General features: G+C 64.7%; 15 protein-coding genes. 10 read left to right on the forward strand and 5 right to left on the reverse strand.

Annotated elements, in window-relative coordinates; translation table 11 throughout:
- Window positions 1-242 precede the first annotated feature (242 nt).
- Window positions 243-830 (forward strand): transposase, encoded by a 588-nt coding sequence (locus tag KF886_04560; protein MBX3176610.1) that lies wholly within the window; start codon window positions 243-245, stop codon window positions 828-830.
- A 435-nt stretch (window positions 831-1,265) separates the two neighbouring features.
- Here KF886_04560 and KF886_04565 read toward each other — a convergent pair whose 3' ends face one another.
- The gene (locus KF886_04565) at window positions 1,266-4,889 is read right to left on the reverse strand and encodes a homocysteine S-methyltransferase family protein (GenBank protein ID MBX3176611.1); all 3,624 of its coding nucleotides are present in this window, start codon (window positions 4,887-4,889) and stop codon (window positions 1,266-1,268) included.
- 243 nt (window positions 4,890-5,132) lie between these two features.
- Here KF886_04565 and metF point away from each other — a divergent pair, with 243 nt between their 5' ends.
- On the forward strand, window positions 5,133-6,002 hold the full coding sequence (metF, locus tag KF886_04570; protein ID MBX3176612.1) for a methylenetetrahydrofolate reductase [NAD(P)H]: 870 nt from the start codon (window positions 5,133-5,135) through the stop codon (window positions 6,000-6,002).
- Window positions 6,003-6,046: 44 nt separating this feature from the next.
- Here the strand turns inward: metF and KF886_04575 are convergent, their stop codons facing one another.
- Window positions 6,047-6,517, reverse strand: coding sequence for a hypothetical protein (locus KF886_04575; protein ID MBX3176613.1), 471 nt, complete (start codon window positions 6,515-6,517; stop codon window positions 6,047-6,049).
- A 292-nt stretch (window positions 6,518-6,809) separates the two neighbouring features.
- Here KF886_04575 and KF886_04580 point away from each other — a divergent pair, with 292 nt between their 5' ends.
- The 4 genes from KF886_04580 to KF886_04595 all read left to right on the forward strand — a co-directional run bounded on the left by KF886_04580 (window position 6,810) and on the right by KF886_04595 (window position 10,047).
- A complete protein-coding gene (locus KF886_04580) occupies window positions 6,810-7,601 on the forward strand; it encodes a thiazole synthase (protein ID MBX3176614.1) in 792 nt (263 codons plus the stop codon).
- Window positions 7,602-7,727: 126 nt separating this feature from the next.
- Window positions 7,728-8,510 (forward strand): phosphatidylinositol-specific phospholipase C/glycerophosphodiester phosphodiesterase family protein, encoded by a 783-nt coding sequence (locus KF886_04585; GenBank protein ID MBX3176615.1) that lies wholly within the window; start codon window positions 7,728-7,730, stop codon window positions 8,508-8,510.
- Between the two features lie 8 nt (window positions 8,511-8,518).
- On the forward strand, window positions 8,519-9,238 hold the full coding sequence (gene surE / locus KF886_04590) for a 5'/3'-nucleotidase SurE (GenBank protein MBX3176616.1): 720 nt from the start codon (window positions 8,519-8,521) through the stop codon (window positions 9,236-9,238).
- 92 nt (window positions 9,239-9,330) lie between these two features.
- Entirely contained in the window at window positions 9,331-10,047 is a 717-nt protein-coding gene (locus KF886_04595; GenBank protein MBX3176617.1) for a hypothetical protein, read from the forward strand.
- A gap of 12 nt (window positions 10,048-10,059) precedes the next feature.
- Here KF886_04595 and KF886_04600 read toward each other — a convergent pair whose 3' ends face one another.
- The 3 genes from KF886_04600 to serA all read right to left on the reverse strand — a co-directional run bounded on the left by KF886_04600 (window position 10,060) and on the right by serA (window position 13,820).
- Entirely contained in the window at window positions 10,060-10,791 is a 732-nt protein-coding gene (locus tag KF886_04600; GenBank protein ID MBX3176618.1) for a HAMP domain-containing histidine kinase, read from the reverse strand.
- Window positions 10,792-10,929: 138 nt separating this feature from the next.
- On the reverse strand, window positions 10,930-12,156 hold the full coding sequence (gene icd / locus KF886_04605) for an NADP-dependent isocitrate dehydrogenase (protein MBX3176619.1): 1,227 nt from the start codon (window positions 12,154-12,156) through the stop codon (window positions 10,930-10,932).
- Between the two features lie 71 nt (window positions 12,157-12,227).
- Window positions 12,228-13,820 (reverse strand): phosphoglycerate dehydrogenase, encoded by a 1,593-nt coding sequence (gene serA / locus KF886_04610; GenBank protein ID MBX3176620.1) that lies wholly within the window; start codon window positions 13,818-13,820, stop codon window positions 12,228-12,230.
- A gap of 538 nt (window positions 13,821-14,358) precedes the next feature.
- Between serA and rpsF the strand changes: the two genes are divergently transcribed.
- Genes rpsF through KF886_04630 form a run of 4 tightly spaced genes read left to right on the forward strand, consistent with a single transcriptional unit; the run spans window position 14,359 to window position 16,623 of the window.
- Window positions 14,359-14,781, forward strand: coding sequence for a 30S ribosomal protein S6 (gene rpsF / locus KF886_04615; protein ID MBX3176621.1), 423 nt, complete (start codon window positions 14,359-14,361; stop codon window positions 14,779-14,781).
- A 26-nt stretch (window positions 14,782-14,807) separates the two neighbouring features.
- Window positions 14,808-15,329: a single-stranded DNA-binding protein gene (locus tag KF886_04620; GenBank protein MBX3176622.1), complete on the forward strand. Its 522-nt coding sequence runs from the start codon at window positions 14,808-14,810 to the stop codon at window positions 15,327-15,329.
- A 28-nt stretch (window positions 15,330-15,357) separates the two neighbouring features.
- Window positions 15,358-15,639: a 30S ribosomal protein S18 gene (rpsR, locus tag KF886_04625; protein ID MBX3176623.1), complete on the forward strand. Its 282-nt coding sequence runs from the start codon at window positions 15,358-15,360 to the stop codon at window positions 15,637-15,639.
- A gap of 9 nt (window positions 15,640-15,648) precedes the next feature.
- Window positions 15,649-16,623 carry a DUF2232 domain-containing protein gene (locus KF886_04630; protein ID MBX3176624.1) on the forward strand — a complete coding sequence of 325 codons (975 nt, stop codon included), beginning with the start codon at window positions 15,649-15,651 and terminating at the stop codon, window positions 16,621-16,623.
- The last annotated feature ends 68 nt before the right edge of the window (window positions 16,624-16,691 follow it).

Consider the following 16,691-nt stretch of genomic DNA (forward strand, 5'->3'; position numbering starts at 1 on the left):
CTTGTCACCTGCTTCAGCGTTCAGGCGCACCCCACCGCTCAGCAGGCGGGGACGCCCGCGCTCTCTGCCTTGCGCGGTTACTATTGAATGATCGCGGCGGCTGGGTCGGCGTCCGGCGCCGATCAAAAAGCCTCGCAGATCCGGCCCGCGCTTCCAGCCCCGCACCGTTTCTGGCCTTGACACGGCGTAATCCGGTTGCTAACCTGTGCTACTGGCTATCCGCACAAAGCTGTTGCACCACTATGGAGGACACGTGTATGCGCGGCTGGTATTCCCGGGGCTATCTACCCCATCTCGACGAACCCGAGCGAATCCAGTTCATCACGTACCGTCTGGCGGACTCCATGCCACAGTCCTATTTGGATGCCGTGGATGAGGCGTTGCGGCGCGGCGAGATCACGGAGGCCGGTCGCCGAAAGCGAATTGAACATTACCTCGACCAGGGCTATGGCGCGTGCTGGCTGAAGGACGCCGCCATTGCCCGGATGGTGGAAAACAGCCTGAGGCACTATGACGGCGAGCGCTATCGATTGCTCGCGTGGTGCGTCATGCCGAATCACGTCCATGCGTTGGCGGAAATGGTGGAAGGGTATCCGCTGGAAGATGTGGTCCAGAACTGGAAGTCCTACACGGCGCACGAAATGAACCGCCTGCTTGAACGGCGCGGACGCGTCTGGCAACCGGAAGGTTTCGACCGATACATCCGTGACGAGGTTCACTTTCATCGCGTTGTCGGCTACATCGAAGACAATCCCGTAAACGCGGGCCTCGTGGCCGACGCTGGAGGATGGCTCTGGAGCAGCGCGCGGTTCCGCGGGGACGAGCCGTGAAGTGGGCGCAAAGGCTCCGCCCAACCGCTTCCGCGCGAACTGACAATGGATAGAGCGCAAGGCTGGGAGCGCAGGTCAAGGACGCGGCGGAGGCGGGCTGCCCGGACTGCAAAGCGCCGAAGGCGCTGTACATCCGCGAAGGGAGCGCACACTTCACCACATATAGCCAAAGTCCCAGGCCAACCGCTAACGCCCAAACTAAACCCATGAAGAGCGCAAGGCTGGGAGCGCAGGCGTCCCCGCCTGCATCATGCGCCAACGGCGCATGAATTGAGTTCGCTTGCGCTGGGTCTTGTGCTGAATGCGATTAATCGCAACGTGTAAATGAACGCACCTCCGGTGCGTTGCAGGCGGGGACGCCTGCGCTCCCAGCCTTGCGCGGTTATTATTGCAGGATCGGGATGACCGGGTCGGGAAACGCGTCTTGCCGCCCCCTCAGGTATACCTTGCCTCGGGGTGGAAGCTGCACACCGCCCCCGTCGTCCCGGTTGGGCTGAATTCGCTGGCGTCGGTGAGTTTTACGCCGATGAGCTCTTCGCCGCCGAGCAGGCTGTGGATGGTGGCGTTGAGGTGGATGTTGCGGAGGCCGGGGTAGCCGGGGCTCCAGCGCTGGCCCTGGTTTGGGGCGGCGCCGAGGAGCTCGCGCATGAGCCCGTGGAGGTGCTCGGCCATGTCTTCGGCGACGCGGTCGGACAGGCCCTGGAGGAGGAGCGTGGATTCGGAATCGCCGGAGGCTTTCATCTCGTCGATGAACGCGTCCACCTGCGGGCCGCTGGTGGTGAGCTGGATGCCGATGGCGCTCATCTGGCCGCTTCCGGCGGGGTGGAAGTACTGCGAGCCCGCGACGGTGTCCTTCTTTTCGCCGCCGAGTACGACGGTGAAGTCGAAGCGGGCGATTTCGCGGGTGTGGTCCTCGGGGTCGTATACGATGACGGTGTCGCCGTCGGCCTGGCAGGGGTAGATCCCCATGACGCCCTGGGGGACGATCCAGGCGTTGGCGGTGGCTTTTTCGACCCACTCTTCCAGCAACGCGTCGAGCTTCTCCTGGGTGTGGCCCTGCTTTTCGCGGGCGGCCTTGCCGCCGTAGCGCCAGTTCAGGGAGTAAAGCGTTTTCCTGTCGAGGTGCGCGGCGAATTCCCGCAGCGTGTAGGTTACTTTGCGGCGGGCGAAGCGCGGGGCTTCGGGCAGCTCGAAGCCGTCGAACGAGATGGCCCGGCGCGGGAGCGTCTCCAGGAGTTCCTTGTCCGCCGCGGCGCGTTTTTCGGCGCGCTCCAGGCGGCGCATGAGTTTCTCCTTGTTCTGCTGGTAGAACGCGCTGAGGTCGCCCGCCGAGCGCAGCTTGTTCATCACGTTCACGCCGTCCATCGCGGTGCGGCAGTAGAACACGTTCTCGCGCATGGTTTCCGGCTCGGTCCGGTTGGCCATGGCGACGTAGGCCGCGTGGCGATCGCTCACGGGCGCTCCGCCGATCAGGATGGGGATGTGCAGGCCCTGCTCCTCCATCATCGAGGCGACGGTAATCATGTGGTTCGAGGTCTGCACGAGCAGCGCGGACATGCCGATGGCGTGGGCGTTGTGCTCTTTCGCGGCGTCGATGTAGCCCTGGAGCGGGGTCATCGTGCCCAGGTCGATCACACGGTAGCCGTAGTTCTCCAGCAGGGTCCGGGCGAGGTCCTTGCCGATCGAGTGCACGTCCTGGTAGACGGTGCCGATCACGACGACGCCCTTGTACTCGATCTTGCTGTGGATATCGACGCCGGCCTGGTTCCGCATGTACTGCTCCAGGAAGCCCATCGCCTGGCGCATGACGTCGGCGGATTTCAGCAGGTGCGGCAGGGACACCTCGCCGCGCCCGAAGCCGTCGCCCAGCTCCTGCATCGCGCCCATGAGGTGCTCGTTGATGAACTCCAGCGGCTCGTGCTTGTCCATGGCCTGGGCCACCTGGAGCACGATCTTGTCGGCGTATTCGTAGGTGTGGCCGCGGTATTCCAGGGATCCCTTGGACCGCTCTTTGAAGCCATCCTTGATTTTCTCGCAGATGGCGCGCTCCAGCGGCAGGTCGTCGTAACTCGTGCGCCGCACCACCACCGCGCCGGTCTTCCGCTCGGCGATATCCTCCAGTTCGGCGAAGGCGTCCATATCGCGATCGAGAATGGCGCGCCGCCCGAGTTCGTAGTCGTTCGGGTCGATATCCTCGACGAACACGTAGTGGTTCGGATTGATAATGGCGGAGTCCAGGCCCATTTTCCGGGCTTCGTCGATGAAGATGGAGGTCAGGACCTTGCGCATGTAGGGCTTTTTCGCGAGGCCATTGGTCAGGTTGCCGACACCGAGCGTGGTGTTGACGGTCGGGTACTTTTCCTTGACCAGCCGGATGCCCTCCAGCGTCTCCACGACAAAATTGAGCCCCTCCACGGATTCGGAGCCGAGGGGGAAGCAGTTCACGTCGATAAAGAGGCGGTCCGGCGTGACGCCGTAGCGATCGCGGGCGCGGTCGAGGATCTGGCTGGCGAGATCGAGCTTCTCGTCGCGCGTGGCGCCGGGTCCCTTCGGTCCGGTGCACAGCCCCACGTAGCAGGGGTTGTGCGCGTTCACGGCGTCGAGCACCGCGTCAATCTTGAGCAGGCCGGGCGAGGCCTCCTCCATCGAGATGGAGTTGATGAGCGGGCGGCCGGGATAGCGCTTGATCGCCTCCTCCAGCGCGTCCACCTGGAAGGAGTCGATGCACATCGCGCCGGGGAAGTCGGTGGTTTGCACGTGCACCACCTCGGAGAGCGCGGCAGCGGTGTCGATCTGGTTCGAGTCCATGCACACATCGATCACGGTGCAGCCCAGTTCGCGCACCTGCTCGTGGACCACCTCCTCCAGCGCATCGTGATCGATGCCGGTGTCGTTCTCCACCGCCTCGCGCACCTTGAGCGAGCCGCGCACATTCAGGCGCTCGCCGATCTGGATCAGCGTCTTCGATCCATCCAGCAGCACGGCCTGCTGCGGCCCGGAGAGATACAGGCCTTTTTCCGGCTTCCGCGCCTTCGGCTTGAGCCCGCGCACCTGGTCCGCCACACACTTGATGTGCGCGGCGGTCGTGCCGCAGCAACCGCCCACGAGGTTCACGCCGTATTGCTCGGCGAACTTGCGCTGGTAGCGGCCGAACTCCTCCGGGGGGAACTTGAACACGGTCTTGCCGTCCACCGACTGCGGGAGGCCCGCGTTGGGCACCACGGACACGGGAATATGGCTGTAGCGGCAGAGCTTTTCGACCGTTTTCTCCATGAGATCCGGGCCGATGCTGCAGTTGATGCCGAACACGTCGATCCCGATGCCCTGCATGGTGACCAGGGCGGCCTGGATGTCGGTGTTGAAGATCTGCATCTTGGAGAACTGGTCCACGGTCACCTGGCAGATGATCGGGAGCTTCACGCCCGCCTCCCTCATTGCCTGCTGCCCGCCCATCACGGCGGCCTTCAGCTCCAGGATGTCCTGCTGCGTTTCGTAGAGCAGCACGTCGGCCCCGCCGTCGATCATCCCGCGCACCTGGTGGTGGAAGTTCTCCATGATCGCTTCGTAGGTGGACTCGGTCAGGTCCGCCTTCGTGCTGGAGAGCACGCGGTTGGACGGCCCGATGGACCCGAACACGAACAGGGGCCGCCCGTCGTAGTCCGGCTCCTGCTTGTACGCCTCCCGCGCCTCGCACGCGATCTCGCAGCCGCGGCGGCTCATGAAATACGCCAGCGCGTCGTAGTCGTTGCCCCGGAAATCCATCTCGGCGTAGGGGATGGGCGCGAAGTGTGTCAGGTCGATGCCCGAGAAATCGTACTCCGAAAGGCGCATCGGCGACGCGCCGAAGGTATTGGTCTCCACCGCGTGCGCGCCCGCCCGATAATAGTTCAAATGGATGTTCTTCATGTCCTCCGGCCGCGAAAACGACAGCAGATCCGAGAGCATCTTGAAATCGCTGCCGCCGAAGGACTCATCGCCAAGATACAGGTCTTGAATCGCGGTGCCCGTGGCGCCGTCCAGCACCACGATCTGTTCTTTCAAGACATCGAGAAAATTCATGCATGTGCTCCGGGTCGTGCGGGGGAATTGGGCCGGTGAATGCCGGAATCCGGGTATCGAATTCGCGGGAAACGGGTCGTTCATTGTACCATTGCGCGGGAAGACGGGTAAATCGGGCCGGTTTACCGCGTTCCCTCGCAGATAGTGCGCATCCCGATAGTCCCGTTAGCGGCGGCGCGGGATACCGGAGCGCCGCCCGTATCGCCTCGGGGCGCCCGCCGCCCACAACCGGAAGAGTGAGTCTTGAAACTACGCGACTGCTACACGCGAGACGCCCTCGCGGTTTCGTTTGAATTGTTCCCGCCCAAGACGGACAAGGGGCTGGAAAACCTCTACGAGAACCTGGATGAACTGGTCACCTGCGGGCCGGCGTTTATTACCTGCACCTATGGGGCCGGGGGATCCACGCGCGCGCGCACGCTGGAGGTGCTGGAGGGCGTCCGGGACCGCTACCCGGGGATGCCCGTCGCCACGCACCTCACGTGCGTGGGGTCCACGGTGGATGATCTCCGGGCGTACCTGGAGGAGGCCCGAAAGCGCGGCGTCAGCTATATCGTGGCGCTGCGCGGCGACCCCCCGAAGGGCGAGACCACCTTTGTGCAGGCCGAGGGCGGCCTGGCCTACGCCAACGAGTTGGTCGCCCTGATTCGCGCGGAGTACCCGGAGTTCGGCGTGCTTGTCGCGGGGTATCCGGAGGTACACATCGAGGCCCCCGACGCCGACACCGACCTGGCGAACTTGAAGCGCAAGGTGGACGCGGGCGCGGATGTCATCGTGACGCAGCTTTTTTACGACAACGCCGATTTTTATCGCTTCCGGGACCGCGTCGCCGCGGCGGGGATCGATGTTCCCCTCGTTCCCGGCATCCTCCCCGTGACCAATCTCGCGCAGATCCGGCGCCTCACGAGCATGTGCGGGTCCAAGCTCCCGAAGAAACTGCTCCGCCGGCTCTCGGCGCACGAGAACGACGACGAGGGGCAGTTTTCCGTGGGGGTGTACCACGCGGCGCGGCAGGTGGAGGATCTGATGGAGAACGGCGTGCCGGGCGTGCACTTCTACGTGCTGAACAAGTCACGGGCGACGGCGCTTATTTGCCGGGCGCTGGTGCTGTGAAGGAATCCAGGTCGTTGGAAAGACTCCGGCGCGAAGCGAGTACGTCAATCCGCTGATTTGTCTCTTCCTGCGCGACTTTCCAGCACCTCTACATCAACGAGGTCCTTTGGGCGGCCTGTCGCCTTCTTGTTGGCAATAAGATCGTCGATACAAGGCACCAGAACGTCAAAGCCCGCGTAATCGGTTCGGATAGCGGCTTTATACGCGCTGGCGAATTCAAGTCCGGTTACCGAGGTGATGATGTCGATCCGATAAGGGGGGACGCCAATCTGGTAGATGGTTCCCTCGGTTTCAAAATCCCGAGGGGTGATTTGCTCTACCGGAGCACCGTATTTGATCAAAGCCCGATAAACAGCAGCGGCATTTTCCGGGGTGGGCGCAACCCAGAAGTCCATATCGCCCGTCGCCCTCGGTATACCATGCGCCGCCACTGCGTGCGCCCCGATGAGAAGGTATTCAACCTTCTCGTCGGACAAGGCGCGCAACATGTCGCTGTAGTCTTCGCTCAAAATCATGGGGGTGGCTCAATGGGAGTATCTGACAGGTAAGCGGCCACACCATCGCGAGCCGCTCCGACGGCGTGCCCTCCACGAAGCCGCTGTCGTCGCTTTCGGTGATCCGGAGCAATCGTGCTTTTGTTCGATCCACTTTGAGTTCCATAATTGAATTCTACCATCGCTGCGCCGCGCCATCAACAAATGCCCGGGCCGGAACGTGCCAAGGCGCCTCCCCGTCTGCCATAATAGGAGGCCCTTTGTTCCTGTTCTATGTACGCATATCGTTTTACCAACTGATACCTTGAGTCCCATGTCCCAAAACTCCAGCACAGCCCCCCTCGTCATCGCCAGCCGCAGCTTCAACTCGCGCCTCATGATAGGCACGGGCAAGTTCCCGTCCGCGCAGGCGCTGCGCGACGCCATTGCCGCTTCCGGCTCCGAGATCATTACCGTGGCCCTGCGCCGGGTCGACCTTTCGAAGCCGGACGACGAGGGCATTCTCTCCGCCATCGATCCGAAGAAGCAGCTCATCCTGCCGAATACCAGCGGCGCGCGCACCGCGGAAGAGGCGGTGCGCCTGGCGAGGCTGGCGCGCGCGTCCGGGCTGGAGCCCTGGGTGAAGCTGGAGCTGACGCCGGAGCCGCGCTACTTGCTTCCCGATCCGGTGGAGACGCTGCGCGCGGCCGAAATGCTCGTGAAGGACGGGTTTGTCGTCCTGCCGTACATCCAGGCCGACCCGATTCTCGCGAAGCGGCTCGAAGAAATCGGGACCGCCACGGTCATGCCGCTGGGCGCGCCGATCGGCAGCAACCGCGGCATCAAGACCCGCGACATGATCCGCATCATCATCGAGCAGAGCAATGTGCCCGTGGTGGTGGACGCGGGCCTGGGCGCGCCGTCGCACGCGGCCGAGGCCATGGAAATGGGCGCGGACGCGGTGCTCGTGAACACGGCGCTGGCCGACGCCCGGGATCACGGCCCCATGGCGCGGGCTTTTGCGCTGGCCACCGAGGCCGGGCGCATGGGCTACCTGGCCGGGCTCGGGCCGGAGCGCGCCACGGCCGAGGCCTCCTCGCCGCTCACGGGCTTCCTGAACCCCTGATTTTCCCAGCCGGGCCCCAACATAACGAGGCAAACCATGCTACCGGAAGATAAGCAACAGCAGATCCGGCGTTTCCTTCGGATGACGTTCCCCTATCTGGTCTTTGTCACCGTTTTCATCCTGGGCATGCTGGTCATCATGATCTGGGCGGGCAGCGCGGAACCGGCGCCCGCGCCGCTGTTGCGCGCGCATGCCCACAACGATTATGAACACGAGCGTCCGCTGCTGGACGCGCTCGCGCTGGGCTTTTGCAGCGTCGAGGCCGATATTCACCTCGTGGACGGTGAGCTCCTCGTCGCGCACGACCGCGAGGACGTGGACCCCGCCCGCACGCTGGATGCCCTCTATTTGAAGCCGCTGTGGGAGCGGTTTGAGGCCAACAACGGCCACATTTACCCGGATCCCGCGCCATTTACGCTCCTAATCGACATCAAGGGCAATGGCGCGGCCGCCTTCGAAGTGCTGGACCGGCAGCTGGCGGAATACGCGCCAATGCTGACCCACTTCACCAGCACGTCCACCGCGCCGGGCGCCGTCACCGCGATCATCTCGGGGGATCGCCCCGTGGACGCGATTCTGGCCTCGAATCCGCGCCGGGCCGCCATCGACGGGCGATTGCGCGACCTGGAGGGGCCGTTGAACCCGCACGAGACGCCCCTGGTCAGCGACAACTGGTTCGCCCATTTCCGGTGGCTCGGCAGCGGCGATATGCGCCCGGAAGACGCCGAGAAACTCACCGCGACCGTGGCGAAGGCCCGCGAAAAGGGCGTCCGGCTGCGCTTCTGGGCGATTCCGCAGACGCGCGAGACCTGGAGCCGCCTGTATGACGCCGGCGTCGACCTGCTCAACGCCGACAAGCTGGCCGAACTCCACGCGGTTCTTATGGAAAAGGGAAGCGTGCCGCGATGAACGAACATCTGCCCATTGTAATAACCAATGACGACGGCATCGACGCGGCCGGCTTGCGCGCGCTGGCCGGCGCGGTGGAAGCGGCCTGTGGCGCGGAAGTGTACATCGTCGCGCCGGACCGGGGCTACTCGGGGTGCAGCCAGCAGGTCACGATGCACGCGCCCATCCCGGTTACAGAGCGCGGGCCGCGGGAATTCGCCATCGGCGGCACGCCCGCCGACTGCGCGCGGCTCGCCATCACGACACTCGCGCCCAACTGCCGCCTGATCCTCTCGGGCATCAATCACGGCGGGAACATGGGCCACGACATCCTGCTATCCGGGACGGTCGGCGCCGCGCGGGAGGCCGCGTGCCTGGGCGTCAGCGCGGTGGCGTTTTCGCAGTATCTGCGCGGCGGGCGCGAGGTGGACTGGCCGCGGACGGCGCGCTGGGCGGTGGCGGTGCTTGGAACCCTCCCCCTGGATAACAGCGGGCCCGCACAACTCTGGAACGTGAACTTCCCGTTTCGCGATGGCGCGGACGGCGCGCTTCCTCCCGTCGCGCGTTGCGAGCCGTGCCCCCGCCCGTTGCCCGTGGCGTATGCGTTTTCGGAGGGCGCCTGCACCTACGACGGCAGCCGCTACCACGAACGCGCGCAGGAGGAAGGCACGGACGTGAGCGCGTGCTTCGGCGGGTCCATCGCGGTTTCCAGGCTCCCCGTGGCCGTGTTCCGGGAAAGTGGAAGGTAGCGGGAAATTCCGGGCCGCAGCCAGTACAATAGGTCCGATCGTTTTCGCCCCGCATGCGCGGGCGCAGCCACCCAAGTGGAGCACCTGAAACCATGAAACGCTGTTTACCCATGCCTGATTGCGCGCGGGCGCTGGCCCTGATCGCCGCGGCGCTGGTTGCCGCAACCCTTTCGCCAGGCCCGGCGGCCACCGCCCAGGAACCGGAGCACGCGCTCACCACGTCCCGCGGCGTGGGGACCGTCTACGCGCGCCCGGCGGCTGTCACATTCCGGATACAGAAGACCGAAGCCGGGGATTCCGTGGAAGCGGCCATGGCGGGCGCGCTGGCCCTTGAAAGGGATGTGCGCGAGGCGCTGGCCAAAAGCGAGTTGCGGCCCGCGCTGATCGAGGTGACGGCGCCGGCGCTGCTTTCCATCGACGCGCCCGCCGTTCAATCGGTAGTCACCCTGGAGTTCCCCATGGCGCCGTATGCGGGCGCGGAAGCGGGCCCCGCCAAATTCGCGGGCTTGTGCGACCGCATGAAGGAACTTGCCGCCGGCGCTGGTGGCCAGCTTCTCGGTCCAGAGCTCCGTGTCGCTGACGAGGCCGCGGTAATACAAGAGGCGGTGCGGGAATCGGCGCGAAACGCCTATATCGCGGCGGCGGGGGCGGCGGGGGCAATGGGCGCGTCCGTCAGCGCCGTTGAACTCCTTGAAGTCGAATCGATCACGTGGAATGCGCCCCCGGATTCTCCGGCGGCGTATCCGTCCGTGGATACGGTTGCCTGCACGGTGGTCACGCGGGTCACGTACCTGCTCGACTACCGTTAGCCTTGCGGGCCGTCACACCAGGTCATTCATATCGTGTCGTCGCTTGATACTCAGGCAGAACCCGCGATCGGCGTCAAACTGCAACTGGCCGCCGTGCATTTCGGCCACCTGGCGCGCCATGTAGAGCCCCATTCCAAGGTGATCCCCCTCGCCCCAGAAGGACGTGAGGGGTTCAAAGGCGCTATCGGCGATTTCCGGGTCCAGTCCGCCGCCTGAATCCCATACTTCAATGCAGACGCCATCCGCCGTGTTTCCTATGGAGACGCGGACAATACGGCCTTCCTTGCCGCGCACGGCCTGTTGCGCGTTCAGCAGCAGATAGAGCAGCGCAATCTTGAGGCGCGGCAGATCCACGGGGAGCGGTTCAAGCCCGGAGGCGACGCGCCGCTCGAAGGTAATCTGGGCCATCTTGAACTCGTAATCGAGCAACAAGAGCACCTCGTCCAGTAACTTTTCGAGGGACACCAGGTTGATATCGGCGCGGTCGCGCCGCGCGATCGAGGTGAGCGACTTCACGAGTTCGCTGCATTTCGTGGCGCCCTCCACAATCTGCCCCAGCATGCGCGCGGTTTCCGGGGAGACGGCGGGATCGAAGGAGGCCAGTTCCGCGTAGGCCATGGCGGCCCCGAGCAGATTGTTAATGTCGTGTGTGACCCCGTTTACACAGCGGCCGACCTGGGCGTAGCGATGCACCTGAAGCAACCGCGCCACATCCGATTCGGATTCCAGCCTGATACCTTCCACAATCCGCTGACCTTTCCTCGCCACCGTTCCCCCTGAAGGAGCGGGCAGAGAGACTTGTCCCCGCAATCTACGCCACATGGCGCCCCCGTATCAAAAAAGGTGGGCGCGGCCGGCTCCCGGCCGCGCCCGCCAGACGGTTCAGGCGGCGCGGCCGGACTTCATGTTGTCCGCCACGGCGCGCGCAAACTCGCTGCACTTGAGCAGCGTGGCGCCTTCCATCAGGCGCGCGAAATCATAGGTTACGGTCTTTTCCTGGAACGTGCGGGTCATGCCGGCGATCAGCGTGTCCGCCGCCTCGGTCCAGCCCATGTGCTCCAGCATCATCACGCCCGAAAGCACCACACTGCTCGGATTGACCTTGTCCTGGTTGGCGTATTTCGGGGCGGTGCCGTGCGTGGCCTCGAACACGGCCACGCCGGTCTCGTAGTTGATATTGGCGCCCGGCGCGATGCCGATGCCGCCCACCTGCGCGGCCAGCGCGTCGCTGATGTAGTCGCCGTTCAGGTTCATCGTCGCCACGACGTCAAATTCCTTCGGGCGCGTGAGGATCTGCTGGAGAAAGATATCCGCGATGGCGTCCTTGACCAGGAGCTTGTCGCCGGAGTCGCCCTTGCAGTCGTCCCAGGAGACGGCCACATCGGAGAACTCCTCCTTCACCAGGTCGTAGCCCCAGCGGCGGAACGCGCCCTCGGTGTACTTCATGATATTGCCCTTGTGCACCAGGGTCACGGATTTCCGCTTGTTCTTAATGGCGTAATTGATGGCGGCGCGCACGAGGCGCTTCGAGCCCACTTCGCTGACCGGCTTCAGGCCGAGGCCGGACCCCGGGCGGATGTTCCAGCCGAACTCGGCCTTGCAAAACGCCGCGAGCTTCTCGGCTTCCGGGGAACCGCTTTTCAATTCGAGACCCGAGTACACATCTTCCGTATTCTCGCGGAAAATCGTGATGTCCACGTCCTGGGGGGCCAGCACCGGGCTCGGGACGCCGGGGAAATGGCGCACCGGGCGGACGCACGCGAAGAGGTCCAGCGTCTGGCGCAGGCTCACGTTGAGGCTGCGGAATCCGCCGCCAACGGGCGTGGTGAGCGGGCCCTTGATCGCGATTTCAAACTCGCGAATGGCGTCCAGGGTCTCTTCCGGGAAGTACGACCCGGTTACGGTGTTGGCCTTCTCACCCGCGAAGATTTCCATCCACGCGATGGAGCGGCGTCCGCCGTAGCAGTAATGGACGGCCTCGTCAAAAAGGAAGCGGGAGGCCTTCCAGATGTCCGGGCCGATGCCGTCGCCCTCGATGAAGCCCACAATGGGGCGATCGGGCGTTTGCAGCTGGCCGTCCCGGATCTGAATTTTTTCGCCCTCCGGCACCACGATATGCTTGTACGTTGCCATGTCGTCTCCTAATTCCGTCGTTGTTTCACCCGCACGGCGGCAAGCCGTCAGCGGGACGCGCCCGGCAGCGTGACCACGCGCGCTTCAATCACGTGCGGGATCGCCCGGACCGACTCCAGCACCGCCTCCGTCACCGCCTCGTCCACATTTAATACGGTCAGCGCCCGGCCCCCGCGCGCCTCGCGGCCAAGCGACAGGTTGGCGATATTGATGCCGTTCTCGCCGAGCGTCAGGCAGACGCGCCCGATTACCTGGGGCACGTCATCGTTCACGCAGACGACCATGCAGCCCTCGGGCTTCGCGTCAACGCGCATGCCGTCGATGCTGCAAATCCGGGGATCCGAGCCGTCGAAAAGGGTGCCCTTGATCGTGCGCGGCCCCTCGGCGGTAACGATGGTCACGCCGATTTCGAAGGCGTAGTCGGAATCGAGGCCCGAGCGCTTCTCGGCGCACGCGATCCCGCGTTCCTTGAGGCGGTGCGGGGCGCTGATGGCGTTGACGTCCTCGATGAGCGGGCTGAGAAATCCCGCCAGGATCGACGCGGTCACCGGGTACAGATCGGCCACGCCGATCTCGCCGCTGTATTCGATTTCGATCGCATCGGGGCGCCCCTGGGCGCAGGCCGCCTGGAACTGCCCCAGGCGCTCCCCGAGTTCCAGGAGCGGCAGCATCGCCCGGCGCGTTTCGCTGTCCAGGCTCGGCACGTTCACCGCGTTCACGATCGCGCCGGAGGTCAGGAAATCCGCCATCTGCTCCGCCACCTCCACCGCGACCGTCAGCTGCGCCTCATCGGTCGAGGCCGCGAGATGCGGCGTCATTACGATGTTGTCCAGCCCGATAAAGGGGTTGTTCTCGAAGGGCTCGGACGTGTACACATCGAGCGCGGCGCCGGCAATGGCACCGGCTTTCAGGGCCTCGGCGAGGTCGGCCTCGTTGACGATCCCGCCGCGGGCGCAATTCACGATGCGGCAGCCCGGTTTCATCCGCTTGAATTGTTCGGCGCGGATCAGGTTGTCGGTCTTGTCCGTTTTCGGGGCGTGGATCGTGATGAAATCCGAACGCGCGACGAGATCGTCCACGCTCACGAGTTCGACGCCGATCCCGTCGGCCTTGAGCTGCGTCATGATCGGGTCGAAGGCGATGACCTTCATTTCGAAGGCCTGCGCGCGCCGCGCGACCGCCCCGCCGATGCGGCCGAGGCCCACAATGCCGAGGGTCTTCCCGCAGAGCTCCGCGCCCATGAATTTCTTGCGATCCCAGCGCCCGGCCTGCATGGAGCCGTGTGCGGCCGGCACGTTGCGGCACAGCGCCAGCAGCAGCGCGAAGGTATGTTCGCAGGTGGAGATGGTGTTCCCGCCCGGCGTGTTCATGACCACCACGCCCTTGCGCGTGGCCGCGTCCTTGTCGATATTGTCGGTGCCGACGCCCGCGCGGCCTATAACCTTGAGGCGACCGGCGTTTTCCAGCGCCGCCGCGGTCACCTTGGTGGCGCTGCGGACGACGAGGCCGTCGTAGTCGCCCAGTATGGCGGCAAGCTCGCCCTCGGACTGGGGCGGCTTCACATCGACGTCGATCCCGCGCTCGCGGAACACCTCAACGCCTTGCTCGCTGAGACCATCAAGAACCAATACACGGGCCATTCGCTTCTCCTAAAGTGGCTGAGCCGCCGCCGGAACGCTCCGTGGCGCGGGGCGCGGGCAAGCACTCTCCGGGCGCGCCAAGTTCGCGGCCCGGGACGGGACGGGCGCCGCCGGAAGCGGCCTGCGACAATCCGCCGCGGGCGGCCCCCTTGGCCGGTCAGCCGGCCTGGCCGACACCGTTGCGCCGTTGCGCGCAATTCGGTCGCTTACTTGCCCACGGAAGGTCGTACGGAGAGGGGAGGATAGCAACGGAGCGTCCGAATTGTCAAATATTTCGCGATTCCCCGGGCCGGCTCCCCGGCCCGCGGCGGGCGCGTTCCGGGGCGATAACCCGTTGTTTGATAGCGGGTTGCAGGCCTGGAATCGGGGCCGCGCCTTCCCGCCCCGGGCGCGCCCGGGCGCTTCCGGCCCGCGGGAATCGAATCCGCGCGAGAGCTTGCCTCGCGGCGCCCCTGTTTGCTATGATTGCTCGCTATGCTGGACCGGGACTGCCCGGCCTGGCCCCCCGTTAAACCCTTACTATAGGAGGTGAATTGTCTTGAGAACTTACGAAGCGCTGTACATCGCTTCTCCGGAAATGGAGGAGGGTGACATCCAGACGTTGTCCCAGGAGGTGGAAAGCCTCGTGACCACCAATGGCGGGACGATCGTGCGCTCGGAGATCTGGGGCAAGAGGAAACTGGCCTACCTGGTCAAGAAGTACTCTGAAGGAAACTACATTCTGTTGCGTTTCCAGGCCAAACCGGATTTCATCCAGAAGCTTGAGCTTTGGTTCAAGCTGAACGATGGGGTCATCCGTTATCTGGTCACCCATTTTGACGAGCACACGCTCCGCGTCGAAGCGGAACAGGCCCGCCGCAAGGAAGAGGATCTGAAGCGAAGCGCCGCGGGCCGCGACGACGACGACGATGACGACGACGCCGTACCCTCGCGCGCCGCGAATCACCGGGACTACGACTGAACCAGACAACGGAAAGGTGAGGAAGGATGAGCGATCTCCGGTTACCCGATCTCAACAAGGTGTTTATCGCGGGCAGGCTGACGAACGACCCCGATCTGAAGTACATCAGTTCGGGCCGGGCCGTCTGCCGGATCCGCATTGCCAACTCCCGCTATTACCGCAGCAAGGAAGGCGAGCGGAAGGAGGAATCCACCTTCGTCGACGTCTCCATGTGGGATAAGCAAGCGGAGTTCGTTGGCGAGAAGTTGAAAAAAGGCCGTCCGGTACTCGTGGAAGGCCGCCTCAAGAGCGACATGTGGGATGATAAGACCACAGGCCAGAAGCGGTCAAAAATCGAGATTTCGGCCATCCGGGTAACACCGCTCGACTGGGATGAAGACGGGCGTGGCGGCGGCGGCGGAGGTGGCTATGGCGGAGGCGCTGGCGCTGCCGGTGGCGGCGGAAACTATGGCGGCGGCGGGTACGGCGGCGACAGCGGCCGTTCCAGCCAGGCGCCCGCGCCACGGGAGATCGAAGAGCCGCTCCCGGAAGACGACATCCCCTTCTAAACGCAACTACGATAAGGAATTCTGAATCATGGCAAAAATTTCCGCCAAGGCAAAGGCCAAGGTCCGCGCCAAGAAGGCGAAACGGAAGAAGAAGAAGAAGGTCCAGCGCCCGAAGATCTGCCGCTTGACCGTGGATCGCGTCGTCCATATCGATTATAAGGACGTCGCCATGCTGAAGCACTACATCACCGAGCGCGGAAAGATCATCCCCCGCCGGATCACGGGCGCTTCGGCCAAGCACCAGCGCATGCTGACGCAGGCGATCAAACTCGCCCGCCAGATTGCGCTGCTGCCGTACTCGGCGGACTAGCGGCCCGGCGTGCCCGCTGACGTCGCCCGCCCGCCGCGGCCCGGAGTGCAGCAGCTTGCGCTGTTGCTCCCGCTGGCGTTTTTGTTCCTGCTGGCCGGCGCGCTGCCGCTTTCGGCCTTGTGTTGCGTCCTGATTACGGCGCAATACGGGCTTGCGGGCGAGCCGCGCAAGGCGGCGGGCGTCGCGGCGCTCTCCGGCGCGGCCGTGGCGCTTCTGCTGGGCTCGCTTCCGCTGGGCATCGTGCACGCGGCGCTGGCCTCCGGAGGCATACTGGTGGCGGCGCTCATGCGGCGCGGCTGGTCCTACGGAGCGCGGCTGGCCCTGGTGACGGGGCTGCTGTTTGTGACGTCGGCGCTGTTTACGCTCGCCAACTGGGATACCTGGCGCCACGGGTTGACCGTGTTTATCAACGCGAGAATTGCGGAGATGAACGCCAGCGAGGTCTCCAATGACCAGGCGGTGGAGTTCGCGAAGTGGTGGGACGTAAACAGCCCGAATCTGGCCTTCGGTTCGCTCTTCGGAACGATCCTGTACCTGAGCGCGTTTACGCTCAGCGTGCTTGATCGCGGGCAGCAGCCCCCCGATGCGCGCCAGAAGCGCCGCCCGACCGGCTTCCAGCGGATGCGCGTGCCGGACTGGGTGGTGTGGGCCGCCATAGCCGCGGCGGCGCTGTGGTTCGCGGACCAGCGCTGGCCCAATGATGTGCTCCGCGCGGTCGCCTGGAACCTGGCGATCGGCTTGTCGTTCTTGTATTGGCTGAATGGGTTTTCCATTCTGCTCTACGCATTGAGCATCTTCAAGGCTTCGGCCCTGGCGGTGCTCCTGGTGTTCGCGGGCTTCGTGCTGTTCAGCAGCTTGTTGCCCGCCTTGACCGTGATGGGTTTTTTCGATACCTGGTACGAGTTCCGCATGCGCTTCCGGCGCGCCGCCCTGTTGCGGCGCATCAGCCAGCGGTCCGCCGATCAGGACGATCAGGCCCCGTAAACAGACTATGAGACCGCGCGGCGCGCCGCGCTTGAGTTTCCAGATCGGACAGGGCCCGGCGGCGTCGC

Source organism: Candidatus Hydrogenedentota bacterium (assembly GCA_019637335.1).
GTDB lineage: Bacteria > Hydrogenedentota > Hydrogenedentia > Hydrogenedentales > JAEUWI01 > JAEUWI01.